Genomic DNA, 18,713 nt, shown 5'->3' with positions numbered 1-18,713 from the left:
CACCACCTGTATCATCTTTTTAGATTATTCTTAATGTATTCTATAACGTCTTTGGTAGATGTCCCTGGTGTAAATATAGCATCTATGCCTGCTTCTATTAATGCGGGTATATCATCATCAGGTATTACTCCTCCGCCAATTATTAGAACATCATCTACTCCTTCTTCCCTCAATAAATTTACTACCTTTGGGAAAAGATGATTATGAGCTCCAGATAATATACTCATAGCTACTACGTCTACGTCTTCTTGTACTGCAGCTTGCACTATCTGCTCAGGGGTTTGTCTTAATCCTGTATATATTACCTCCATTCCTGCATCCCTTAAAGCTCTAGCTATTACCTTAGCTCCTCTATCGTGTCCATCCAGTCCAGGCTTTGCCACCAAAACCCTTATAGCTTTCTCCATTTAATTCAACCTCCCACTTTTTTCAATTGACAAATGACAGTTGGCAATTAGGGCGACCTTCGGTCGCTAGGCCAAGGAGGTCTAACCCCATGTCCTAAAAGCTAGACCCAAACACTTGTCTAAAGTATTATCGATTGTTCATATTCTCCGAATACTTCCCTTAGTACTCCACAAATTTCACCTAATGTGGCATAGGCTTTTACTGCTTCTAGTATATAGGGCATTAGGTTTTTATCAGTGTTGGCTGCATCTTTTAATTCATTTAATTTGTTTTCTACCTGTTGATTATTCCTTTCTTCCCTCAAAGCCCTCAATTTTTCTCTTTGCAATCTTTCAACCTCTGGATCCACCTTTAATATGTCTTTGTGATGTTCTTCTTCTATCTGGAATTTATTAACTCCTACAACTATTCGCTCTCCCGATTCTACCTCCATTTGGTATTTATAAGCTGCATTTTGAATTTCCTTTTGAATATATCCTTTTTCTATAGCCTTTGGTGCTCCACCTAATTCATCTATCTTCTTAATGTAGTTCATAGCTTCTTCTTCTATTCTATCAGTTAAACTTTCTATATAATAAGAACCTGCTAGAGGGTCTATGGTTTCAGTTACTCCCGATTCATATGCAACTATTTGTTGAGTTCTTAAAGCAATTCTAACTGACTCCTCTGTAGGCAAAGCTAATGCTTCATCCCTTGAGTTAGTGTGTAATGATTGAGTCCCTCCCAATACTGCTGCTAAAGTTTGAATAGTTACCCTTATTATATTATTATCCGGCTGTTGAGCAGTTAGGGTAGAACCAGCTGTCTGAGTATGGAATTTTAACATCATAGATTTTTCATTTTGGGCATTAAATCTTTCCTTCATGATCCTTGCCCATAGCCTTCTGGCAGCTCTATATTTAGCCACTTCTTCTAATAAGTCATTATGAGCATTAAAGAAGAAAGATAACCTTGGTGCAAAATCATCCACATCTAGTCCAGCTTTTATAGCTGCTTCTACGTAAGCAACCCCATTAGCCAATGTAAAAGCTACCTCTTGAACTGCAGTGGAACCTGCTTCCCTTATGTGGTATCCGCTAATGCTTATGGTATTCCATTTAGGCACCTCCTTTGAACAATACTCAAATATGTTGGTTATTAGCCTCATTGAAGGTTCGGGAGGGAATATATAAGTTCCTCTTGCTATGTATTCTTTCAATATGTCGTTTTGAATAGTCCCTCTCAACTTATCCTTGGGTACTCCTTGTTTTTCTGCAACAGCAATGTACATGGCAAGTAAAACGATGGCTGGTGCATTAATGGTCATGGAAGTGCTTACCTTATCTAAAGGAATTCCTTCGAATAGCGTTTCCATGTCCTTTAATGAGTCTATAGCTACTCCTACCTTTCCTACCTCTCCTTCAGATAACGCATGATCTGAATCATATCCAATTTGAGTTGGTAAATCAAAGGCAACTGATAAACCAGTTTGTCCTTGTTCTAGCAAATATTTATATCTTTTGTTGGACTCTTCTGCAGTAGCAAATCCTGCATATTGTCTCATAGTCCAGAACCTACCTCTGTACATAGTAGGTTGAACTCCCCTTGTAAATGGGTATTGTCCAGGAAAGCCCAATTTCTCCTTGTAATCTAAGTCTTTAATATTTACAGGTGTATATAGTCTATCCACTTCAATATTAGAGCCAGTTGTAAACTGTTCTTTCCTTTCTGGAAATTTTTCAATAACCTTCTTAACCTTATTCTCCGTCCATTCCTCTTTTGCCTTATTAATTTTATCTATCTTTTTCTCATCAAACATATTCCGACCTCCTTATGGGAAAACCTTTTATTCCACAAAACACCATTATTCATTATCTATTATATTAATAATCTTATAGATTTTGCAACATAAATTTCATTTTTGTTAAAAATGAAATAAAAATTGCAAAACCTATAAGAATTTTTGGCTATATTGACAAAATATTTGCTTTAATTTAATTTATAAACATCTTTTACATCATGTTAAAAAAAGAGTACTAATGGTGAGCACGTCATTAGTACTGGATTTTATTTGATATGCAATTTGGGTCTACCTCATTGCCTCAAATAAAACAGTATTTTATTTAATATTCTCTTCCTTCCATTTTAAATATCTTCTATAAACTCCCTTAATAGCAACAATTACTGCTTTCTGTGAATAACCAAAAAATCTAGATTCTATTTTTTCTATTATTCCATCTATTCCATCTCTATCTATATTATAACCTATTATCAGATAAGCTAAAAAATCCTTAACTAAATCAGAAATTAATGTTACCATCATATCCTCTATTATTCCCGTCTTAGTATTGATTAAAAATCCTACTCCCACTACTTTATGTACATATGTGGCTGCTGTATCTGATGGCAGCTTGGCATAGGAAACAAAATATACGGTATCCTCTCCAAAATCTCGAACTTTACGCACTACTCCACCCCCCCTTATAATATTCTACAGTGCCTATAAAAATCCTCCCAATATTCTAAAAAAGGCTGCACCTTATAATGCAGCCCTCTTCATTTTAAGGTCTAATATAGCCCTAGCTTCATCTGGAGTGGCTATTTCTCTACCAAGTTCTTTAGAAATTCTTACTACTCTTTCTACTAACAGAACATTAGTGGCTAAAATCCCCTTATCATATAGAATCGTATCCTCAATACCAGTTCTAGCATGCCCTCCTAATAATATGGACATGGTTAGCATTGATACGTGGCTAGGACCTATTCCAGAAACGGTAAAAGTTGAACCTTCTGGTAAAGACTCTATCATATGCAATAGATTTTTAGGAGTACCAGATACAGACCCTCTCACATTCATTACAAGGTTAAAATGTAAAGGAGGTTTTAATATCCCCTTCTTAACTAGGTATTTGGCATTATCAATCATACCTAGGTCAAAGGCTTCTATTTCCGGTTTAATATTGTTTACATACATTTTACTAGCCAATTCTTCAATTAATTCGAAGGAATTTGCATTTACTTGGCTGGGAAAATTGGAAGAACCTGTAGACAAACTGGCCATCTCAGCATTTAAGTCCAACATCTGTCCTCGCCACTCAGCAGTATTGCCTCCACCCCTAGCACCAGTAGAAAGTTGGGTTATAATATCACAATTCCTTTTCTCCAACTCGTCTAAAACTTCCTTATATATCTCTCTATCACAAGTAGGTTTCCCTTCCTTATCTCTTACATGGATATGAGCTATTGATGCCCCTATTTCTCTACATTTTATTATATCATCCACTATTTCCTCCACAGTAATTGGAGTATTGGGGTTCATCTCCTTCGTGGGAACATTGCCTGTAAGGGCAACGGTAATTATGAGCTTTTTCTTTCTATAATCCATAAGAAACCTCCTTAATATACTTTTTGTCCCAATACCTCTTCAGTAGTCTTCTTAATGGCTTTTTCCAATTTATCGAATAACAAATCTACTTCCTCTTTAGTTATATTAATTGGAGGTGCAAGCAATATATGGTCTCCTCTCACCCCATCAACAGACCCCCCACCAGGATATACTACTAACCCTTCTTCCAATCCATTAACAGTTATCTTTCCTTTAACATTTTCAGAAACTTGGAAAGGTTCCTTCGTTTCCTGATCCTTAACAAATTCTATTCCTATCATAAGGCCTTTACCTCTAATATCTCCAACTACTGGGTAATTATATAAGTCCTCAAGCCTTCCCACTAGATAATCCCCTTGTATTGCGCAGTTTTCAATATAATTTTCCCTTTCAATAATCTCCATTACCTTGTCTGCAATTCCACAGGATAATGGGTTCCCAGCATAAGTATGACCGTGTATGAAATGCCCTGAGCCTTCTACCATGATGGTATTAAATATTTCATCATTACATACTGCAGCCCCTATGGGAGTATAACCACTACTTAATCCCTTTGCAACGACAAGTATGTCTGGTTTTGCTTCAAAATGTTCTGAAGCCATTCTTTTGCCCGTTCTTCCTGAGCCAGACATAACCTCATCCATGATAAATATTACATCGTATTTATCGCAGATTTCCCTGACCCTTTGGAAGTAAATCTTGTCAGGATGAACACCTGGTGCTGCTGAACCCACCACTGGCTCCGATATGAATGCTGCTATATTTTCTGGACCATGTCTTAATATCTCCTTTTCCAACTCTTCTGCAGCTAATAAACTGGTCTCCTCTAGAGTTTTTGCGCCCCAAGGATTCCTATAGTGATAGAATTGATTGATCTTAGGAAAATTAGCTAAAAACGGATCATATATTTTCCTTCTTCCAATACTACCAGTCATCGACAGTGAACCCATGGTAGCACCATGGTAGGAATTCCACTTGGAAATGACCTTCCATTTACTGGTCTTATGTCCATCCCTCTCTACAAAATATTGTCTCGCCATTTTGATAGCGGTTTCTGTAGCTTCCGACCCTCCTGATACAAAATATACATGGTTTAATCCTTCAGGACACCAATTAACAATTCTCTCGGCACATTTTTCTATGGAATCTACCGTCCAACGAGATAAATGGGTGAAGGCAATCCGCTCTATATGTTGTTTTGCAAATTCTGCCACCTCTTTGTTGCCATGGCCTATATTGGCTACCGCAGAGCCGGAACAACCATCAATGTAACGTTTCCCATCCTCTCCAATGAGATATATGCCTTCTCCCCTTTCAATCCTTGGATAAATCCAATTTTGATTACGATAGAAGACATAGTTCTTAGGCGCTTTGTTTAAACTCATCATAACTCCCCCTTTTTAAACTATCCCACTAACTTATTTAGCTTCACTAGTTGCAAACATGCCTCCATATTCTAATAGCTCTCTATCCAAATCCCCTTCCATTGAAGATACAGCAACTGCTACTACTAAATCCCCCATAGAATTGGTAGAAGTATGGATCTGATCTACTATCCTATAAACTCCGGCAATTAAGGCTATTCCATCTAAGGGTATTCCTAGATTTGTAAGCAGGGCTATGGATATTATGAGTCCTGTCTGTGGTGCAGCGGCACATCCAATTGAAAGCATAGTGGCTGTCAGCACCAACATAATCTGCTGGGATATTGAAATGTCAATTCCATATAGTTGGGCTGCAAATAATACAATTACTCCAAAATAAATTCCGGTACCATTCATATTAGCTGTTGCTCCTAAAGGCAATACGAAACTTGCAGTATCCTTTGGAATCCCCATTTCATTTACACCATTTTTCATGGCTACCGGCAAAGCTGCAGCACTACTACAGGTACTAAAGGCAATTGCCCAGGATTCAAAGGCCTTTTTGAAGAATTTGATGGGGTTTACCCTTCCTATGAAATATATAATAAGCGAATAAAAAACTGCTATAGTAAATATATTAGCCCCATAATCCACCAATATGAATTTAAATACAGGTCCAAAAATCCCTACTCCAAAGGCAGTAACAGCCTTAGCCATAAGCCCAAATACCCCTATTGGCGTAAATTGGATAACGATATCCACCACTCTGTACATCATATCTGACAATCTATCCACCAAATCAACTATTGGTTTCCCTCTTTCTCCCATAAGTAATAGGGCAGCTCCAACGAATATAGCAAAGGATATGATATGGAGCATTTCACCTTCTACTAAAGACTCGAATATGTTTGCTGGGAATAGACCCAAGATGGTCTCAAATACCGTTGGCAGTTCTTGAATCTCTATTGCATCAGCGCTCAATTCAGCAATATTTAGCCCAGCTCCCGGCTTAAATATATTGGCCATTACTACTCCCGTACCTATTGATAAAAAGCCTGTTAATAAGAAGAATATCAAGGTCTTGATTCCTACAGACCTTAGCTTTTTAATCTCATTTAGATTTGCCACACCAGATGTAATGGAAAATAACACTAGTGGAACTACTACCATCCGAATTAACCTTAAGAATAAATCCCCCAATAACCCAAGCCAAGGTACAACAGTTTCTACAAAGGGCGTGTCCTTGCCTATTGCTGATAAAATTGCACCTACGATGATTCCCAAAAATAAGCCTATAAATATCTTATAAGACAATTTAAGCTTCCTTGCTTTCCTCACGCTAATACCCCCTATAACCTAACTAATGTTTATAATATTAAACCCTCTACCCTCCTTTCTTTTGAGGTAACAAAAAACCCAGTATTAATGACACTAAAAATCATTAATACTGGGTTTTATTTGCTAAACAACTTGGGATTAGCCTCGTTGTCACAAATAAAGCAGTACTAAAATCCTTTAAATTTTAAATTTGTTGGTATTATACCATATTTAGAAAAAATTATCAAGAGTTAATTTTCAAAATATTTAATTTATTTCTTCTTTTACTTATACTATATATATTATGTACTAACACTAGAAACACTCACTTATTCAAAAAACACAGAATAAAAAGGTAGCTAAAGTTTAGCTACCTTATGCTCCTTGAAATACCTCTTCAAATTCTTTACTATCAAGAGTTTCCTTTTCAAGTAAAGCTTCTGCTACTCTATGGAGTTTATTTATATTTGCTTTTAACAACTCTTCAGCTTTATTATATGCTTTATCTATTAGGCTTCTCATCTCTCTATCTATGGCCGCAGCCACTTCCTCGCTATAATTTCTTGTCCTTCCAAAGTCTCTTCCTACAAATACTTCTTCATCATCAGTTCCATAAGTCATTGGTCCTAAGTTGCTGCTCATACCATAATGGGTTACCATCTTCCTTGCTAATTTAGTTGCTCTTTCAATATCGTTTTGAGCCCCAGTACTTATATCTCCTAATACTAAAGCTTCTGCTACTCTACCACCTAATAGACTCACCAACTCATCTTCCATTTGGCTTTTAGTCATAAAGTATCTATCTTCTTCTGGTAAATAGGCTGTAAATCCGCCAGCCATACCTCTTGGAATTATGGTTACCATGTGAACTGGATCCGCATTTGGCAACAACCTCGATGTAACGGCATGCCCTGCTTCATGATAAGCTGTAAGCCTTTTTTCCTCTTCACTAATTACCTTGCTCTTCTTTTCTGGTCCGGCTACTACCTTAATAGAAGCTTCGTTTATAATTTCCATAGGGATTTTCTTTAGATTTCTTCTTGCTGTTAATAAGGCCGCTTCATTAGTTAAGTTCTCCAAATCAGCTGGAGAAAATCCTGGAGTCCTTTTAGCTACAACTTTCAAGTCCACATCATCATCTAAAGGTTTATTTCTAGTATGAATTTTCAATATTTCTTCTCTAGCTTTTACATCTGGTAAACCTACATAAATTCTCCTATCAAATCTACCAGGTCTGAGGATTGCAGGGTCTAATATATCTGGCCTATTAGTTGCAGCCATAACTATTATTCCTTCGTTAGTACCAAACCCATCCATTTCTACAAGCAATTGATTTAAGGTTTGTTCCCTTTCGTCATGGCCCCCTCCTAATCCTGCACCTCTTCTCCTTCCAACTGCATCAATCTCATCTATGAAAACAATGCAAGGGGCATTTTTTTTGGCTTGTTCAAATAAATCCCTTACTCTGCTAGCTCCAACTCCTACAAACATTTCAACAAAGTCAGAACCAGAGATGCTAAAGAAGGGTACTCCTGCCTCTCCTGCTACCGCTTTACTTAAATAGGTTTTCCCAGTTCCAGGTGGCCCTACTAATAAAACCCCTTTAGGGATTCTGGCACCTATTTCAATGTACTTTCTTGGATTTTTCAGAAAATCTACTATCTCTTGAAGTTCTTCTTTTTCCTCTTCCAAACCTGCTACATCATTAAAGGTCACCTTATTAGCATCATCATCCTTATGCAATCTAGCTCTGCTTTTCCCAAAGGACATTACCCTGTTGCCTCCGCCTTGGGATTGTTGCATAAATACAAACCAAAAGGCTAGTACGATTAATACCATAAAAATGGTAGGCAATGCAGCGATAAACCATGGCTCAGATGGTTCTGCCTCTGCTGATAAGCTTATTTGATTTGAATCGACTTTTTCCTTCAAATAATCTGTATAAAACGTATTTTTCATTTGCTCCGGTAATAATACAGAAAATTGGGTTCCATCTATAAATCTACCTTTTACGGTATCTCCAATTATTTTTATATTATCTACTTCATTATTTTCCAATCTTATTATTAACTCGGTTACATCAATTTCCTTAATTTGCTCCACATCTTTTCCAATCATACTAACTACAAAAATTATTATGATCAGTAGAAGCAAATAGAGACTTGTTCCTCTAAAAAAATTTCTCAATCCAAGTCCTCCCTTCTAACTTATGTCAAAATTACATTCCTTGATTATAACATATTTTCTTCTAAAAAACAACATTGTCAGTTTTGCTCGAATAAACTCCCTCTTTTAGCGCTGCTACATAAGGTAGATTCCTATATTGCTCAGCATAATCAAGACCATAACCTACTACAAATTCATCTGGGATTTTAAAACCTATATAATCTACTGGAACTTCAGTTTTTCTTCGTTCGGGTTTGTCTAAAAGGGTTACTATTTTTACACTTTTTGCCCTTCTCTTTTTCAAATTATCAGTTAAATACGATAGTGTAAGACCTGTATCTATGATATCTTCTACAATTAAAATGTCTTTATCCTCTACGCTGCAGTCCAAATCCTTAACTATCCTTACTATTCCAGTAGAAGTAGAGGACTTACCATAACTAGATACCGCCATAAAATCCATTAAAACTGGCATATCAATATTTTTAGCTAGTTCAGCCATAAAAATAACAGCACCTTTTAATATGCCAACCAGCATTAGATTTTTTCCCTTATAATCTTCTGTAATCATTCTTCCTAATTCTTTTATCCTAGCTGTAATCTGGTCTTCAGTCAGTAATATTTCCTTGATAATATTTTTCATTTTCTTCCTCCTTAAAAATAATCTTTTTAAATCAATGAAATATCTCTATCATTAAAATCCTTTTAGTATCAGCCGTTATTTTGAATATATTGCTAGTTCTATAACCTACTATCCACAGTATATTATTATCATCGGTTATTATGGGTATCCTATCCCTGCTTTCCTTTGGAATCTTCTCATCAATAAAAAAGTCCTTTACCTTTTTGCTCCCTAACATTCCATAAGGTACAAATCGATCCCCATCCCTTTTATTCCTAATATACAAATTTCCTTCTATTTTATCATAATCAAAGTATTTTTTGAACCTTTCATTTACATTTATTTTTACATTTTCCTTAGAAAATACTTTTGTAACCACCTTAATATCAAGTTGATCTATATAGGTAACTCCATCAAAGGGCAGTTCAACTTCAAAATCTTGCAACCGATGTCCTTTCCCCTTTTCTATAATATAATCATCATAGCTCGTCTTAGCAATAATATTGTAAAGTAAATGGATTTCCTTTCCTGTCTTCCCTTCCAAAAATAGATTTAATACATCTAAAATATGCCTATTGGTAAACCCTTGGAGACTTCCATTTACCTCATAAATACAATTCCTAATAATCCTTAACTGCATGCTTATATCTTCTTTAACGAATAAACGCCCATCCAATACTATACTTTCATTTCCCCTTTTCTTAACTACCCTCTTGTAGGCTACATCAGAATGTTTTTCTAAAAAATTACTATCTACTGTAAATAAATCGGAAGCCCTCCAAAGAGTATCTACAATATTTGGGTTAAAATGCTTTTCAATATATGGAATTAGCTCTAATCTTATCCTATTTCTATTATATACAGGCTCTAAATTGGTCTTGTCCAATCTAGCCTCAATATTTCTATCTTTTAGATACTTTTCTATTTCAACTCTATCTATACCCAAAATAGGCCTTATTATATCCCCATTTTTATATTCCATTCCCTTTAATCCATCAATACCAGTACCTCTAAAGAATCTCATCAATAGAGTCTCCGCTTGATCATTCTTATTATGGGCAACTGCAATTTTTCCTCCACCTATTTGTTTTAATATTTCACGAAAAAAACCATAGCGTAAAGTTCTTCCCGCTTCTTCAGAAGACATTCCCTTTTTCCTCGCATATTCATCCATGTTTACTCTCTTAGAATAAAAGGGTAAATTTAAGTTCTTAGCTAGATTTTCTACAAATTTCTCATCCTCTAAAGCTTCTTTTCCTCTTACACCGTGGTTTAAGTGGGCTATAAAAATGTTAAATTCAATTTCCCTGCTTATCTCCAATAAAATGTATAAGAGGGCCATAGAATCGGGCCCACCAGAAACCCCAACTACAATATTGTCCTTAGGTTCGATAAGATTGAATTTCCTTATAACTTCCAAAACTTTAGCCTTCACAAATATCACCTATATATATTATACATGATGATGTCACCAACTTAAAATAGATTTTACCCCAAAAATAGTAACAAAAACAAAACTGACTATACTAGCTATGAGCAGATAGTCAATTTTATCCAAGCCATTATCCTTTACCTCTATAAGTGAGTTTAATGAGCTTAAATACTCATTAAACTCCACATATTTCCCCTTTAGCCCATCTATTAATAACCGTTTTTCTCTTCTATTTAAAGGAAATTTCTGTACCTTATCTATAACTTCCTCTAAATTCAAAACCAAAGGATTGAATTCTTTTCCTCCTATTAAAGAAACCATAACCATGGTTATGCTAAAAAAAATACTCTTTTTAATATCGCCATTTTCCATCCCCCAAGAGCCAATATTATAAGTTGGAGTATATTCTTTGGTGGGCATATCCCTCCGAGTTAAACTGCCAAAGTCAACAAAATACAGTTTTCCTTTCCCGTCAATTATTATATTATCCAACTTAATATCTGTATATTTATATCCTAATCTATAGATTACATACATAATATCTGTTAAAACCTTCCCAATTTTAAATGCCCTTTTAGGTTCCAGTTTACTCCTGCTCACAATTTCTTTTAGATTATTGCCTTCTATATAATCCATCACTATAAAATGGTAGGCTTTCTCCTGAAGAACAAAATCATCAAAATCATAAACTTTAGGCACAAAGGAAAATACGCTTAGTCCAATCATTGAATTATATTCATTAGTTATAGATAATAGGTCTTTAGATATTTTAACAGCTTTAATATGCCCCTTATCATCTAAAACCTTAAATACTTTACCAAAACTGCCCTTCCCTATTAATTCTATAACCTTATATCTGTTTTTATTCCATTTCCCTACTATTACCATTAAACCACCTAAACTATGTATTCATTGATGACAGAGTCTTCTTCTTTATTAAACATCTTTATGGCACCCTCAAGAGCATAGCCCGTAGGGGTAGTCCCTCCAGTGTGGATTTTCACCATATTCTCTTTCAATTCATCTATATTCTGGGTGAAATCGGACAATAGCTGATAGTATCCATCTTCCCCCGGATATACGATTAATCCTATCTGATTTTCTCCTTTTCTTTCTTGAAGGAATAGCAACAATTCTAATACGCTTTTTCTGGCTATATCCATTTTATTCTTCATACTCCCACTAGCATCCAATAGTATTAAACACTTTAAAGAAATTTCATTGCTTATCTTATCTATCATATCTATGATTTTATTCCTTTCAGCAGGGTTTATATCATATATATCGGTGTTTGAAATAGATTTCAATTCCTTTTTTACGACTTCTTCAATGGTTGTATAAACAGAAGTCATAGTAACCCTGCTTAGTGCTAATGAAAGGTTTTCTAAAGTAGTTAATTCACATATTCCTCCACCCTTTTCAGCAATGTCCTCTAGTTCCCTAATAGAACTTTTATCCTTTTGGCTGTCAATAATCCCTATAGTATTTACTCTAATTCCTTTGTTTAAGGCCAATTCAGCAATGCTGGATGGCTCTGGTCCCACATTAGATTGGCCATCAGATACTACTATTATTTGATTTAACATAGGTTTACCTCCTCAATTGTTTTATATGGATTATTGACACTTTTATAAAATATATACCATTTATTCTACCGTCTTCCAAAACTTGGTCACCAATAAGGTCATATCGTCTTTAATTTTACCACCACTGGCTTCTTCTGCAGCTCTTATTATTTCTTCCGTAATCTTCTTTGGATTTAAACTGTTAATTCCAGCAATTACATCCCTCATCCATATTTCCACATCATCAACAACCTCATTAGCTTCTAATACCCCATCAGACATCATAATGATAACATCGCCATCATCTAAATAGCCTTCATATACATTAAAATCGATGTCTTTTAGAATCCCTACTGGCAATGATTTGCTGTTTATTATATCTACTCTATTCTTTCTTCTAATAAAGGTTGCAGGTGCCCCAGTCTTTATTATCTGCAGTTTACCAGTATATAAATCTATTAAGGAAATATCAAAGGTAGTAAATACTTCATCATTAGATTTCAACATTAATATGGAATTTATAGTCTTTAAGGCCAGTTCCTTATCAAATTTTGCTTCTAAAAACTTCTCTAATAGATTGATGGCTATTCTGCTTTCATTATTGGCTTTTCTCCCTGCCCCCATTCCATCGCTTAGGGCTACAAAATAGCTGTTTTTATTTTCTCCAAAGGTATAATTATCTCCGGAAATATTATTATTCTCATTAGTTCTTGAAGCCACCTCTGTAATGGCACTATATCTATTACTCTTTATCAATTTCAATCTTTGCCTATCCTTTTTATTTTGACCTATGCTATACTCCCCTTTTAAGGGAATCCCTAAAGAGTTTGAAACAATCCTTCTTATATTTTCCAAACTATTTTCCTTTTTATAGGCCTTGTCCACTTCTATATAGACTTCTATATCCTTATTCTCTAATTCTGCTACTACCACTTCCTTAACGTTTACTCCATTATCTTTTAAGCAGGTAAATATAGTATCCTCCATGTCCTCTTTAAATATTGGATTAATATAAATTTCTTTAGCCATATCCTCCATTATGTCTGCAACACCTTTCAACTGTTCTGAAACTAATAACCTGTTTTCCATTATTTTATCTTTCCATATTCTGTTTAGTTTATAATTGTTGAAATATGTGCTTATCTTATCTATTACCTCTCCTCTACTTATACAATAATCCTTAATCAACTGGGGCAAATTTTCCTCTTTTAAAGGCACTCTATCTTCCAGCAAAATTGCTATTTTAAACATGGAATTATAGGTAGTGTAAAAACCCTCTTCCCAACAAAATTTTCTCATACCACAACTTGAGCAAATTGAATTAGCCACTTGGTCTATAATCTCGTAAATTTCATTTACATTATATCCTCCTAAATTCACTGAATCCTGGAAGGTTTGCCCTAATTCTCTAAATACTTGGGAAATTTCATTTAACCTTCTTGCTGCCATTTCATCTTTTTTACTGGAATAGGTTTTTTCCTTAGCTCTTTTACCAATTAATCTCATTTCATTACCCAAATAGCCATCCAAAAAATTAAAGGATATAATGAATAGAACAACTCCTCCAACTAATTCTTTTATGTTTAGAAAACTTATTCCAAACCCATTTATATAAAAGGATATTATTCCATTGCCAAGTAGAAATCCAAGTACGGAACCTATCTTCCCCAAATCCTTAAATACTCCTGCTAATAAACCAGAAAGTCCATATATAGCAAGCAAAAATGGCATCTCTGGCTGGGATATATGGGAAACCATACCCAAAACTATTCCTACAGTTCCCCCAATCAAAGCCCCTTCTCGATATCCAGAAAAAAGTATAAATAATATACTGACAATATTCTTAATTGAAATACCAAAAACAATAATATTATGAAGCCCAGAAAGTACTAAAGCTACCATAATAAAAGTAGATATAATCCTTTCATTATTATAAATCCTACTGCTTTTATCATAAGACAAACTATACAGAAAAACATAGGTCAAAGTAAATATGGCTATTCCCTCAAAGACAATAATAAATAGGTCATAGAAAAATAATCTATCAAATATCAATTGGTAGAATAGCTTGACCAACACAGATAAACTACTAGCTAAAAATGATGACTTAAGTATTGAAAGCCCTCGAATCGATTTAAAGCGGTTAAATGATATCCATATAATCAACATTCCAACTATATAATCCATTCCTTGGAAACCATGATAAGTAAGTATCCCCAATATAGAAGATAGTAAAATGCCGATATTACTCTTTCCAATTAAAGTATTAGCTGCTATGAATGCTAAACCAAAAGGAGTAAGCTTGTCTATTATATTTGCTCTACTAATAAAAAAAGCTAATACAAAATATAAAACCCAATCCCAACTAAATGCACTGATCCTGCATCGTTTTTTCCCTTTACTTAAAACATATTCCTGCTTTAACATTCTATTCCCCCTATCCCTTTATCTTATAAATACATGTTACCAAGAAAGGGGAAAATATTTTGTCAATACTTCTTGCAGGACATAAGAAATTTTTGACATAATCAATTTATATTTCTGTTATTTCCTAATATTTCTTAGTTAACAGGCGGATACCATAGGTAAAGGAACAAAAAATATAAAAAACCGGATAAATCCGGTTTTATAAGTCCATACTTCTGCTTCTATGCCTATGACCAATGCCTCTTCTACCTTCTCTCATTTTTAGCTGGTCTTGCTTTTCGCTACTATCCTTTAAAAACTTGGATAATTTATCTTCAAATGACATATATTTTTGCTTTTCATCTGTCCTATTCCAATCGATTTCAATTGGTTTAGTAGTCTTTGGTTTTGCTTGTCTAATAGAAAGGCTTATCTTACCATCCTCTGATATGGATAAGATTTTCACTTTAACTTTTTGGTCTCTTTTTAAGTAGTTGGCTACCTTTTCAACATAGTCATCAGATATTTCTGAAATGTGGACTAACCCACTTTTCCCTTTGGGTAATTGGACAAATGCTCCAAAGTTTGTAATACCTGTGACTGTGCCCTCAACTACTTCTCCAACAGTTATGGGCATAAATAAACAATTCCTCCTTATAATAATTATTCTTTTATATAGTATATATTAGAAAAGGATTGTTGTCAATGAATTCTACTTTCTAAAAAATTTTAATATGCCTTTTTCCTTGTTCTTATCAATATACATTATTTCCCCAGGCTTTATCATCTTTAAATCTTCTCTAGCGGTTTTTTCTATAAATGATAAGGAGTCCTTGTTTTCGATTTCCTCTTTTAATTCTTCTATTTCTCCTTCTAACTGGGATATAGCTTCTTCCTCCATGACTTTCTTATTTTTTAATTCCTTAAGCATCAAGCTTTGGCTAATTAATGTTTTGCTGAGCCAAAAAATGAACAATATAGCTATAATATGTAACAATTTAAGCTTTGGCTTTTTCTTTCTTTTCCTCCTTCGTTCCATATTAATCACCTCTATCTAATATATACATTCTATACGTTTGTTAAAATTCCTCTATTTTTTACTGGATAAAATCCTTTTATATTTTTTTATATCATTAAAAGCTTCTCTAGGTACTCTCTTTATTCTATTAATCCTATTCTTTTTAAGGGCTAGTATGCCCCTTACCTTCACAATAGGGAATTTTATAATCCTTAATACATTCCTTATCAATATTATAAACCCTTTAAATAGTTTTAGCCATAAAGGAAATAGTATTTTACTCAACAATTTCAAATAAATAATTCCACCAATTATGAAACCGATGAAAATATATCCTCTTAAGCTGCTCCAACTGCTCTTATTGAGTATATAAAAGAATATAAAAGATAAAAAAACCCAAAACAACAAGTCCTCTAATACGGTAACTATTTTATTAGGATTACAATAGTATCTAATAGCCCTATAAATGTCAAAAGCTAATCCAAATATCAACCCTCCGTATACAGAAGTCAAAAATATATAAAGTTGAACTTTAATAGTACTCTCCATATGATACCCTACCTATTTGAAAATTTTCCCTACTATTTTACCCCTTTGAGATATACCTTTGTCCATATAGTTTATACCATTAATAATTCCTTCTATTCTTATATTTCCATCGTCTAAATTCAATTTACCCACGTTAAGCCCTTCTCCCTTAATTACCATACCTCCTTTTATTGTCTTTAGAATTATTGTATTATCATTAAAGCTTTCAACCTGCTCTACTCCCGTTATGGTGACTCTATTTCTGTCTTCTATTAGAATATTTTGATTCTTAATGTTCCCCCTTATTTCGTTCACTCCTATTCCCTCCTAGTCCTTTCTTATTAATATTTATGAACAAAAAAAGGCTTTTAGAACAAAGCCTTTAATCTATAGTCCTATATAATTTTTCCGCCTCATCTTTCTTTACATTATCCTTTACCTCTAAAACTTCTATTTTCATAGCCCCGGTCCCAAAATTTATTTCCACTATATCTCCGATTTTAACCTGATCACCAGGCTTAGCCATTTTGCCATTTAATAATACCCTTCCTCCCTCACAAGCTTCCTTGGCTACAGTTCGTCTTTTTATGATTCTAGCATTTTTTAAGAATTTGTCGATTCTCAAGCCTTTCCCTCCTTACCATAAAAAAATCAGGTCCAAGACCTGATTTTTTTACTTATTGACCGCTTCTTTTAGTCCTTTTCCAGCCTTAAATACTGGTGCCTTTGAAGCTGGTATTTTAATAACCTCTTCTGGATTTCTTGGATTTCTTCCTTCTCTAGCTTTCCTGTCTCTTACTTCAAAAGTACCAAATCCAACTAATTGCACCTTATCTCCTTTTGCTAATGCTTCTTCTACAACAGCCATAAAAGCATTCAATGCAGTTTCCGCATCTTTTTTAGTTAGATTCCCTTTTTCTGCCATGCTGGCAATTAATTCAGCTTTATTCATTATAAATTCCTCCTCTTTTCCTAATGTTTACTCATTTAACTTAAGTTATTCTATATAGTTTCTAAAAATCCTTCTTATTGTGCAATATTTTTGATAAGTTACTAAAATTTATGTAGCTTAGCTTTATCCCAAAGTCTATCCATTTCTTCTAGAGTCATTTCTTCTAGCTTTTTACCCATTTTTCTACTTTCATTCTCCATAATCTCAAACCGACGAATAAATTTGTTGACAGTTTTGTTTAACGCAATTTCAGGATTAACATTCAAGAATCTACAAACGTTGACAACAGCAAACAACAAATCTCCCAATTCTTCCTCTATTTCCTCGACATCACCACCTTCAATATTATTAATCAGTTCCATAACCTCTAGATACTCTTCCTTCACCTTGCTCAAAGCACCATCTACACTATCCCAATCAAATCCCATTTGTCCTGCCCGCTCTTGAACCTTATAACTTTTCATCAAGGCTGGAAGATGAGGTATATCTTTTAGTGTGTCAGTAAATGTAGATATGCCCTTCTGCCTATATTTTAACTTATTCCAATTATATACTACTTCATCAGAATTTTCTACTTTTTTTTCACCAAAAACGTGAGGATGTCTATATATTAGTTTATCGTTTAATTTAGTTGTAATATGATATAGGTTAAATCTTCCTTCCTCTGAAGCAATTTGGCAGTGGAATACTATTTGAAAAAGTAAATCCCCTAACTCTTCAATTAGCCCCTCTTCATCCTTTCTATCTATTGCATCTACGACTTCGTAGGCCTCTTCTATAATAGATTGTCTTATGGTTTCGTGAGTCTGTTTTCTATCCCAAGGGCAACCTTTCTCGCTTCTTAGCCTCTTCATTGTACCTATAATATCGGCAACATCATACAATTTTTTAATTATTTTATCCACTTTCGGGATATATATACTCGTTAAAGAGTCTATGTCATCTATCCTATCTAATTCATAGATTGGGATTTTATAAAGTTTTTCTTCTCCCTTCACTCCTGCTCTATTTACAACGTATATTTCATACTCATCCCCATATACCTCTGAAAGCACAAGCTTTACATTAGAAGCGACTCTCCTATTATACACTTGAGTTATAATATAATCAATATTTATATCTATATTATTTATATCAAAATCAGCTCCATCTACTATTTTAAGTCCATTAACCGGATCCTTTTTCACCAATTCAAGGATCGGCTCTATAAAACTCACACCAGTTAAAAGCTCTATATCTATATCTTTATCTTCACTTTTAAAAAGTAGCTCCACCGTCTTCTCAGCTACCATAGGATTCCCAGGAACTATATAATTTATCGACTTATAATTCCTAGCTTTTGTAATTAAGTCGTCAACTATATATTCATATACACGGGTGAAATCCTCTTTTATATCGTATACATAATCATAGGATTCATAAGGGATGTTATTTTCCTTAAAATACCTAATAGCAGGGTGTTTTGCTGTCCTCAAAAAATTTCTATCCCCGCTATTTATTCTATTTATTACACCTATAGTTAGGTAATCTATATCACCAGGCCCTAATCCTAGAATATGAATTTTCCCCAT

Annotated in this window: 19 protein-coding genes; all 19 read right to left on the bottom strand. The window is 34.2% G+C overall.

All coding sequences use genetic code 11. The features are described 5' to 3' along the window. Positions 1-11: 11 nt before the first annotated feature. Positions 12-407: a cobalamin B12-binding domain-containing protein gene (locus BLV68_RS07430; RefSeq protein ID WP_093752407.1), complete on the bottom strand. Its 396-nt coding sequence runs from the start codon at positions 405-407 to the stop codon at positions 12-14. 119 nt (positions 408-526) lie between these two features. Further along, positions 527-2,206 (bottom strand): acyl-CoA mutase large subunit family protein, encoded by a 1,680-nt coding sequence (locus tag BLV68_RS07425; RefSeq protein WP_093752405.1) that lies wholly within the window; start codon positions 2,204-2,206, stop codon positions 527-529. A gap of 300 nt (positions 2,207-2,506) precedes the next feature. Continuing rightward, the gene (locus BLV68_RS07420) at positions 2,507-2,854 is read right to left on the bottom strand and encodes a DUF3870 domain-containing protein (protein ID WP_159428646.1); all 348 of its coding nucleotides are present in this window, start codon (positions 2,852-2,854) and stop codon (positions 2,507-2,509) included. 72 nt (positions 2,855-2,926) lie between these two features. Then, positions 2,927-3,772 (bottom strand): BKACE family enzyme, encoded by an 846-nt coding sequence (locus BLV68_RS07415; RefSeq protein WP_093752401.1) that lies wholly within the window; start codon positions 3,770-3,772, stop codon positions 2,927-2,929. A gap of 11 nt (positions 3,773-3,783) precedes the next feature. Continuing rightward, positions 3,784-5,157, bottom strand: coding sequence for an aspartate aminotransferase family protein (locus tag BLV68_RS07410; RefSeq protein WP_159428645.1), 1,374 nt, complete (start codon positions 5,155-5,157; stop codon positions 3,784-3,786). 33 nt (positions 5,158-5,190) lie between these two features. Next, positions 5,191-6,474, bottom strand: a complete 1,284-nt coding sequence (locus BLV68_RS07405) for a dicarboxylate/amino acid:cation symporter (RefSeq protein WP_200773692.1) — start codon at positions 6,472-6,474, stop codon at positions 5,191-5,193. 354 nt (positions 6,475-6,828) lie between these two features. Beyond that, positions 6,829-8,640, bottom strand: coding sequence for an ATP-dependent zinc metalloprotease FtsH (ftsH, locus tag BLV68_RS07400; protein ID WP_200773691.1), 1,812 nt, complete (start codon positions 8,638-8,640; stop codon positions 6,829-6,831). Between the two features lie 61 nt (positions 8,641-8,701). Continuing rightward, positions 8,702-9,262, bottom strand: a complete 561-nt coding sequence (hpt, locus tag BLV68_RS07395) for a hypoxanthine phosphoribosyltransferase (protein ID WP_093752395.1) — start codon at positions 9,260-9,262, stop codon at positions 8,702-8,704. A gap of 31 nt (positions 9,263-9,293) precedes the next feature. Continuing rightward, positions 9,294-10,676, bottom strand: a complete 1,383-nt coding sequence (gene tilS, locus BLV68_RS07390; RefSeq protein ID WP_093752393.1) for a tRNA lysidine(34) synthetase TilS — start codon at positions 10,674-10,676, stop codon at positions 9,294-9,296. A 33-nt stretch (positions 10,677-10,709) separates the two neighbouring features. Next, entirely contained in the window at positions 10,710-11,561 is an 852-nt protein-coding gene (locus BLV68_RS07385; protein WP_093752391.1) for a protein kinase domain-containing protein, read from the bottom strand. Positions 11,562-11,569: 8 nt separating this feature from the next. Next, positions 11,570-12,259, bottom strand: a complete 690-nt coding sequence (locus BLV68_RS07380; RefSeq protein ID WP_093752389.1) for a vWA domain-containing protein — start codon at positions 12,257-12,259, stop codon at positions 11,570-11,572. A 60-nt stretch (positions 12,260-12,319) separates the two neighbouring features. Continuing rightward, the gene (gene spoIIE / locus BLV68_RS07375) at positions 12,320-14,665 is read right to left on the bottom strand and encodes a stage II sporulation protein E (protein WP_093752387.1); all 2,346 of its coding nucleotides are present in this window, start codon (positions 14,663-14,665) and stop codon (positions 12,320-12,322) included. Positions 14,666-14,864: 199 nt separating this feature from the next. Further along, positions 14,865-15,281, bottom strand: coding sequence for a S1 RNA-binding domain-containing protein (locus BLV68_RS07370; RefSeq protein ID WP_093752385.1), 417 nt, complete (start codon positions 15,279-15,281; stop codon positions 14,865-14,867). Positions 15,282-15,356: 75 nt separating this feature from the next. Further along, the gene (locus tag BLV68_RS07365; RefSeq protein WP_093752383.1) at positions 15,357-15,683 is read right to left on the bottom strand and encodes a septum formation initiator family protein; all 327 of its coding nucleotides are present in this window, start codon (positions 15,681-15,683) and stop codon (positions 15,357-15,359) included. Between the two features lie 51 nt (positions 15,684-15,734). Beyond that, positions 15,735-16,211: a spore cortex biosynthesis protein YabQ gene (yabQ, locus tag BLV68_RS07360; RefSeq protein WP_093752381.1), complete on the bottom strand. Its 477-nt coding sequence runs from the start codon at positions 16,209-16,211 to the stop codon at positions 15,735-15,737. 12 nt (positions 16,212-16,223) lie between these two features. Continuing rightward, a complete protein-coding gene (gene yabP / locus BLV68_RS07355; protein WP_093752379.1) occupies positions 16,224-16,505 on the bottom strand; it encodes a sporulation protein YabP in 282 nt (93 codons plus the stop codon). 67 nt (positions 16,506-16,572) lie between these two features. Beyond that, positions 16,573-16,815, bottom strand: a complete 243-nt coding sequence (locus tag BLV68_RS07350) for an RNA-binding S4 domain-containing protein (protein WP_093752377.1) — start codon at positions 16,813-16,815, stop codon at positions 16,573-16,575. Between the two features lie 48 nt (positions 16,816-16,863). Further along, positions 16,864-17,142 carry an HU family DNA-binding protein gene (locus BLV68_RS07345; protein ID WP_093752375.1) on the bottom strand — a complete coding sequence of 93 codons (279 nt, stop codon included), beginning with the start codon at positions 17,140-17,142 and terminating at the stop codon, positions 16,864-16,866. Positions 17,143-17,243: 101 nt separating this feature from the next. Beyond that, positions 17,244-18,713, bottom strand: coding sequence for a bifunctional methyltransferase/pyrophosphohydrolase YabN (gene yabN / locus BLV68_RS07340; RefSeq protein WP_093752373.1), 1,470 nt, complete (start codon positions 18,711-18,713; stop codon positions 17,244-17,246).

Source organism: Tepidimicrobium xylanilyticum, assembly GCF_900106765.1.
Lineage (GTDB): Bacteria > Bacillota > Clostridia > Tissierellales > Tepidimicrobiaceae > Tepidimicrobium > Tepidimicrobium xylanilyticum.
Note: the sequence above shows the minus strand (reverse complement) of the source record. Positions and strands in the feature narration are given on the sequence as shown.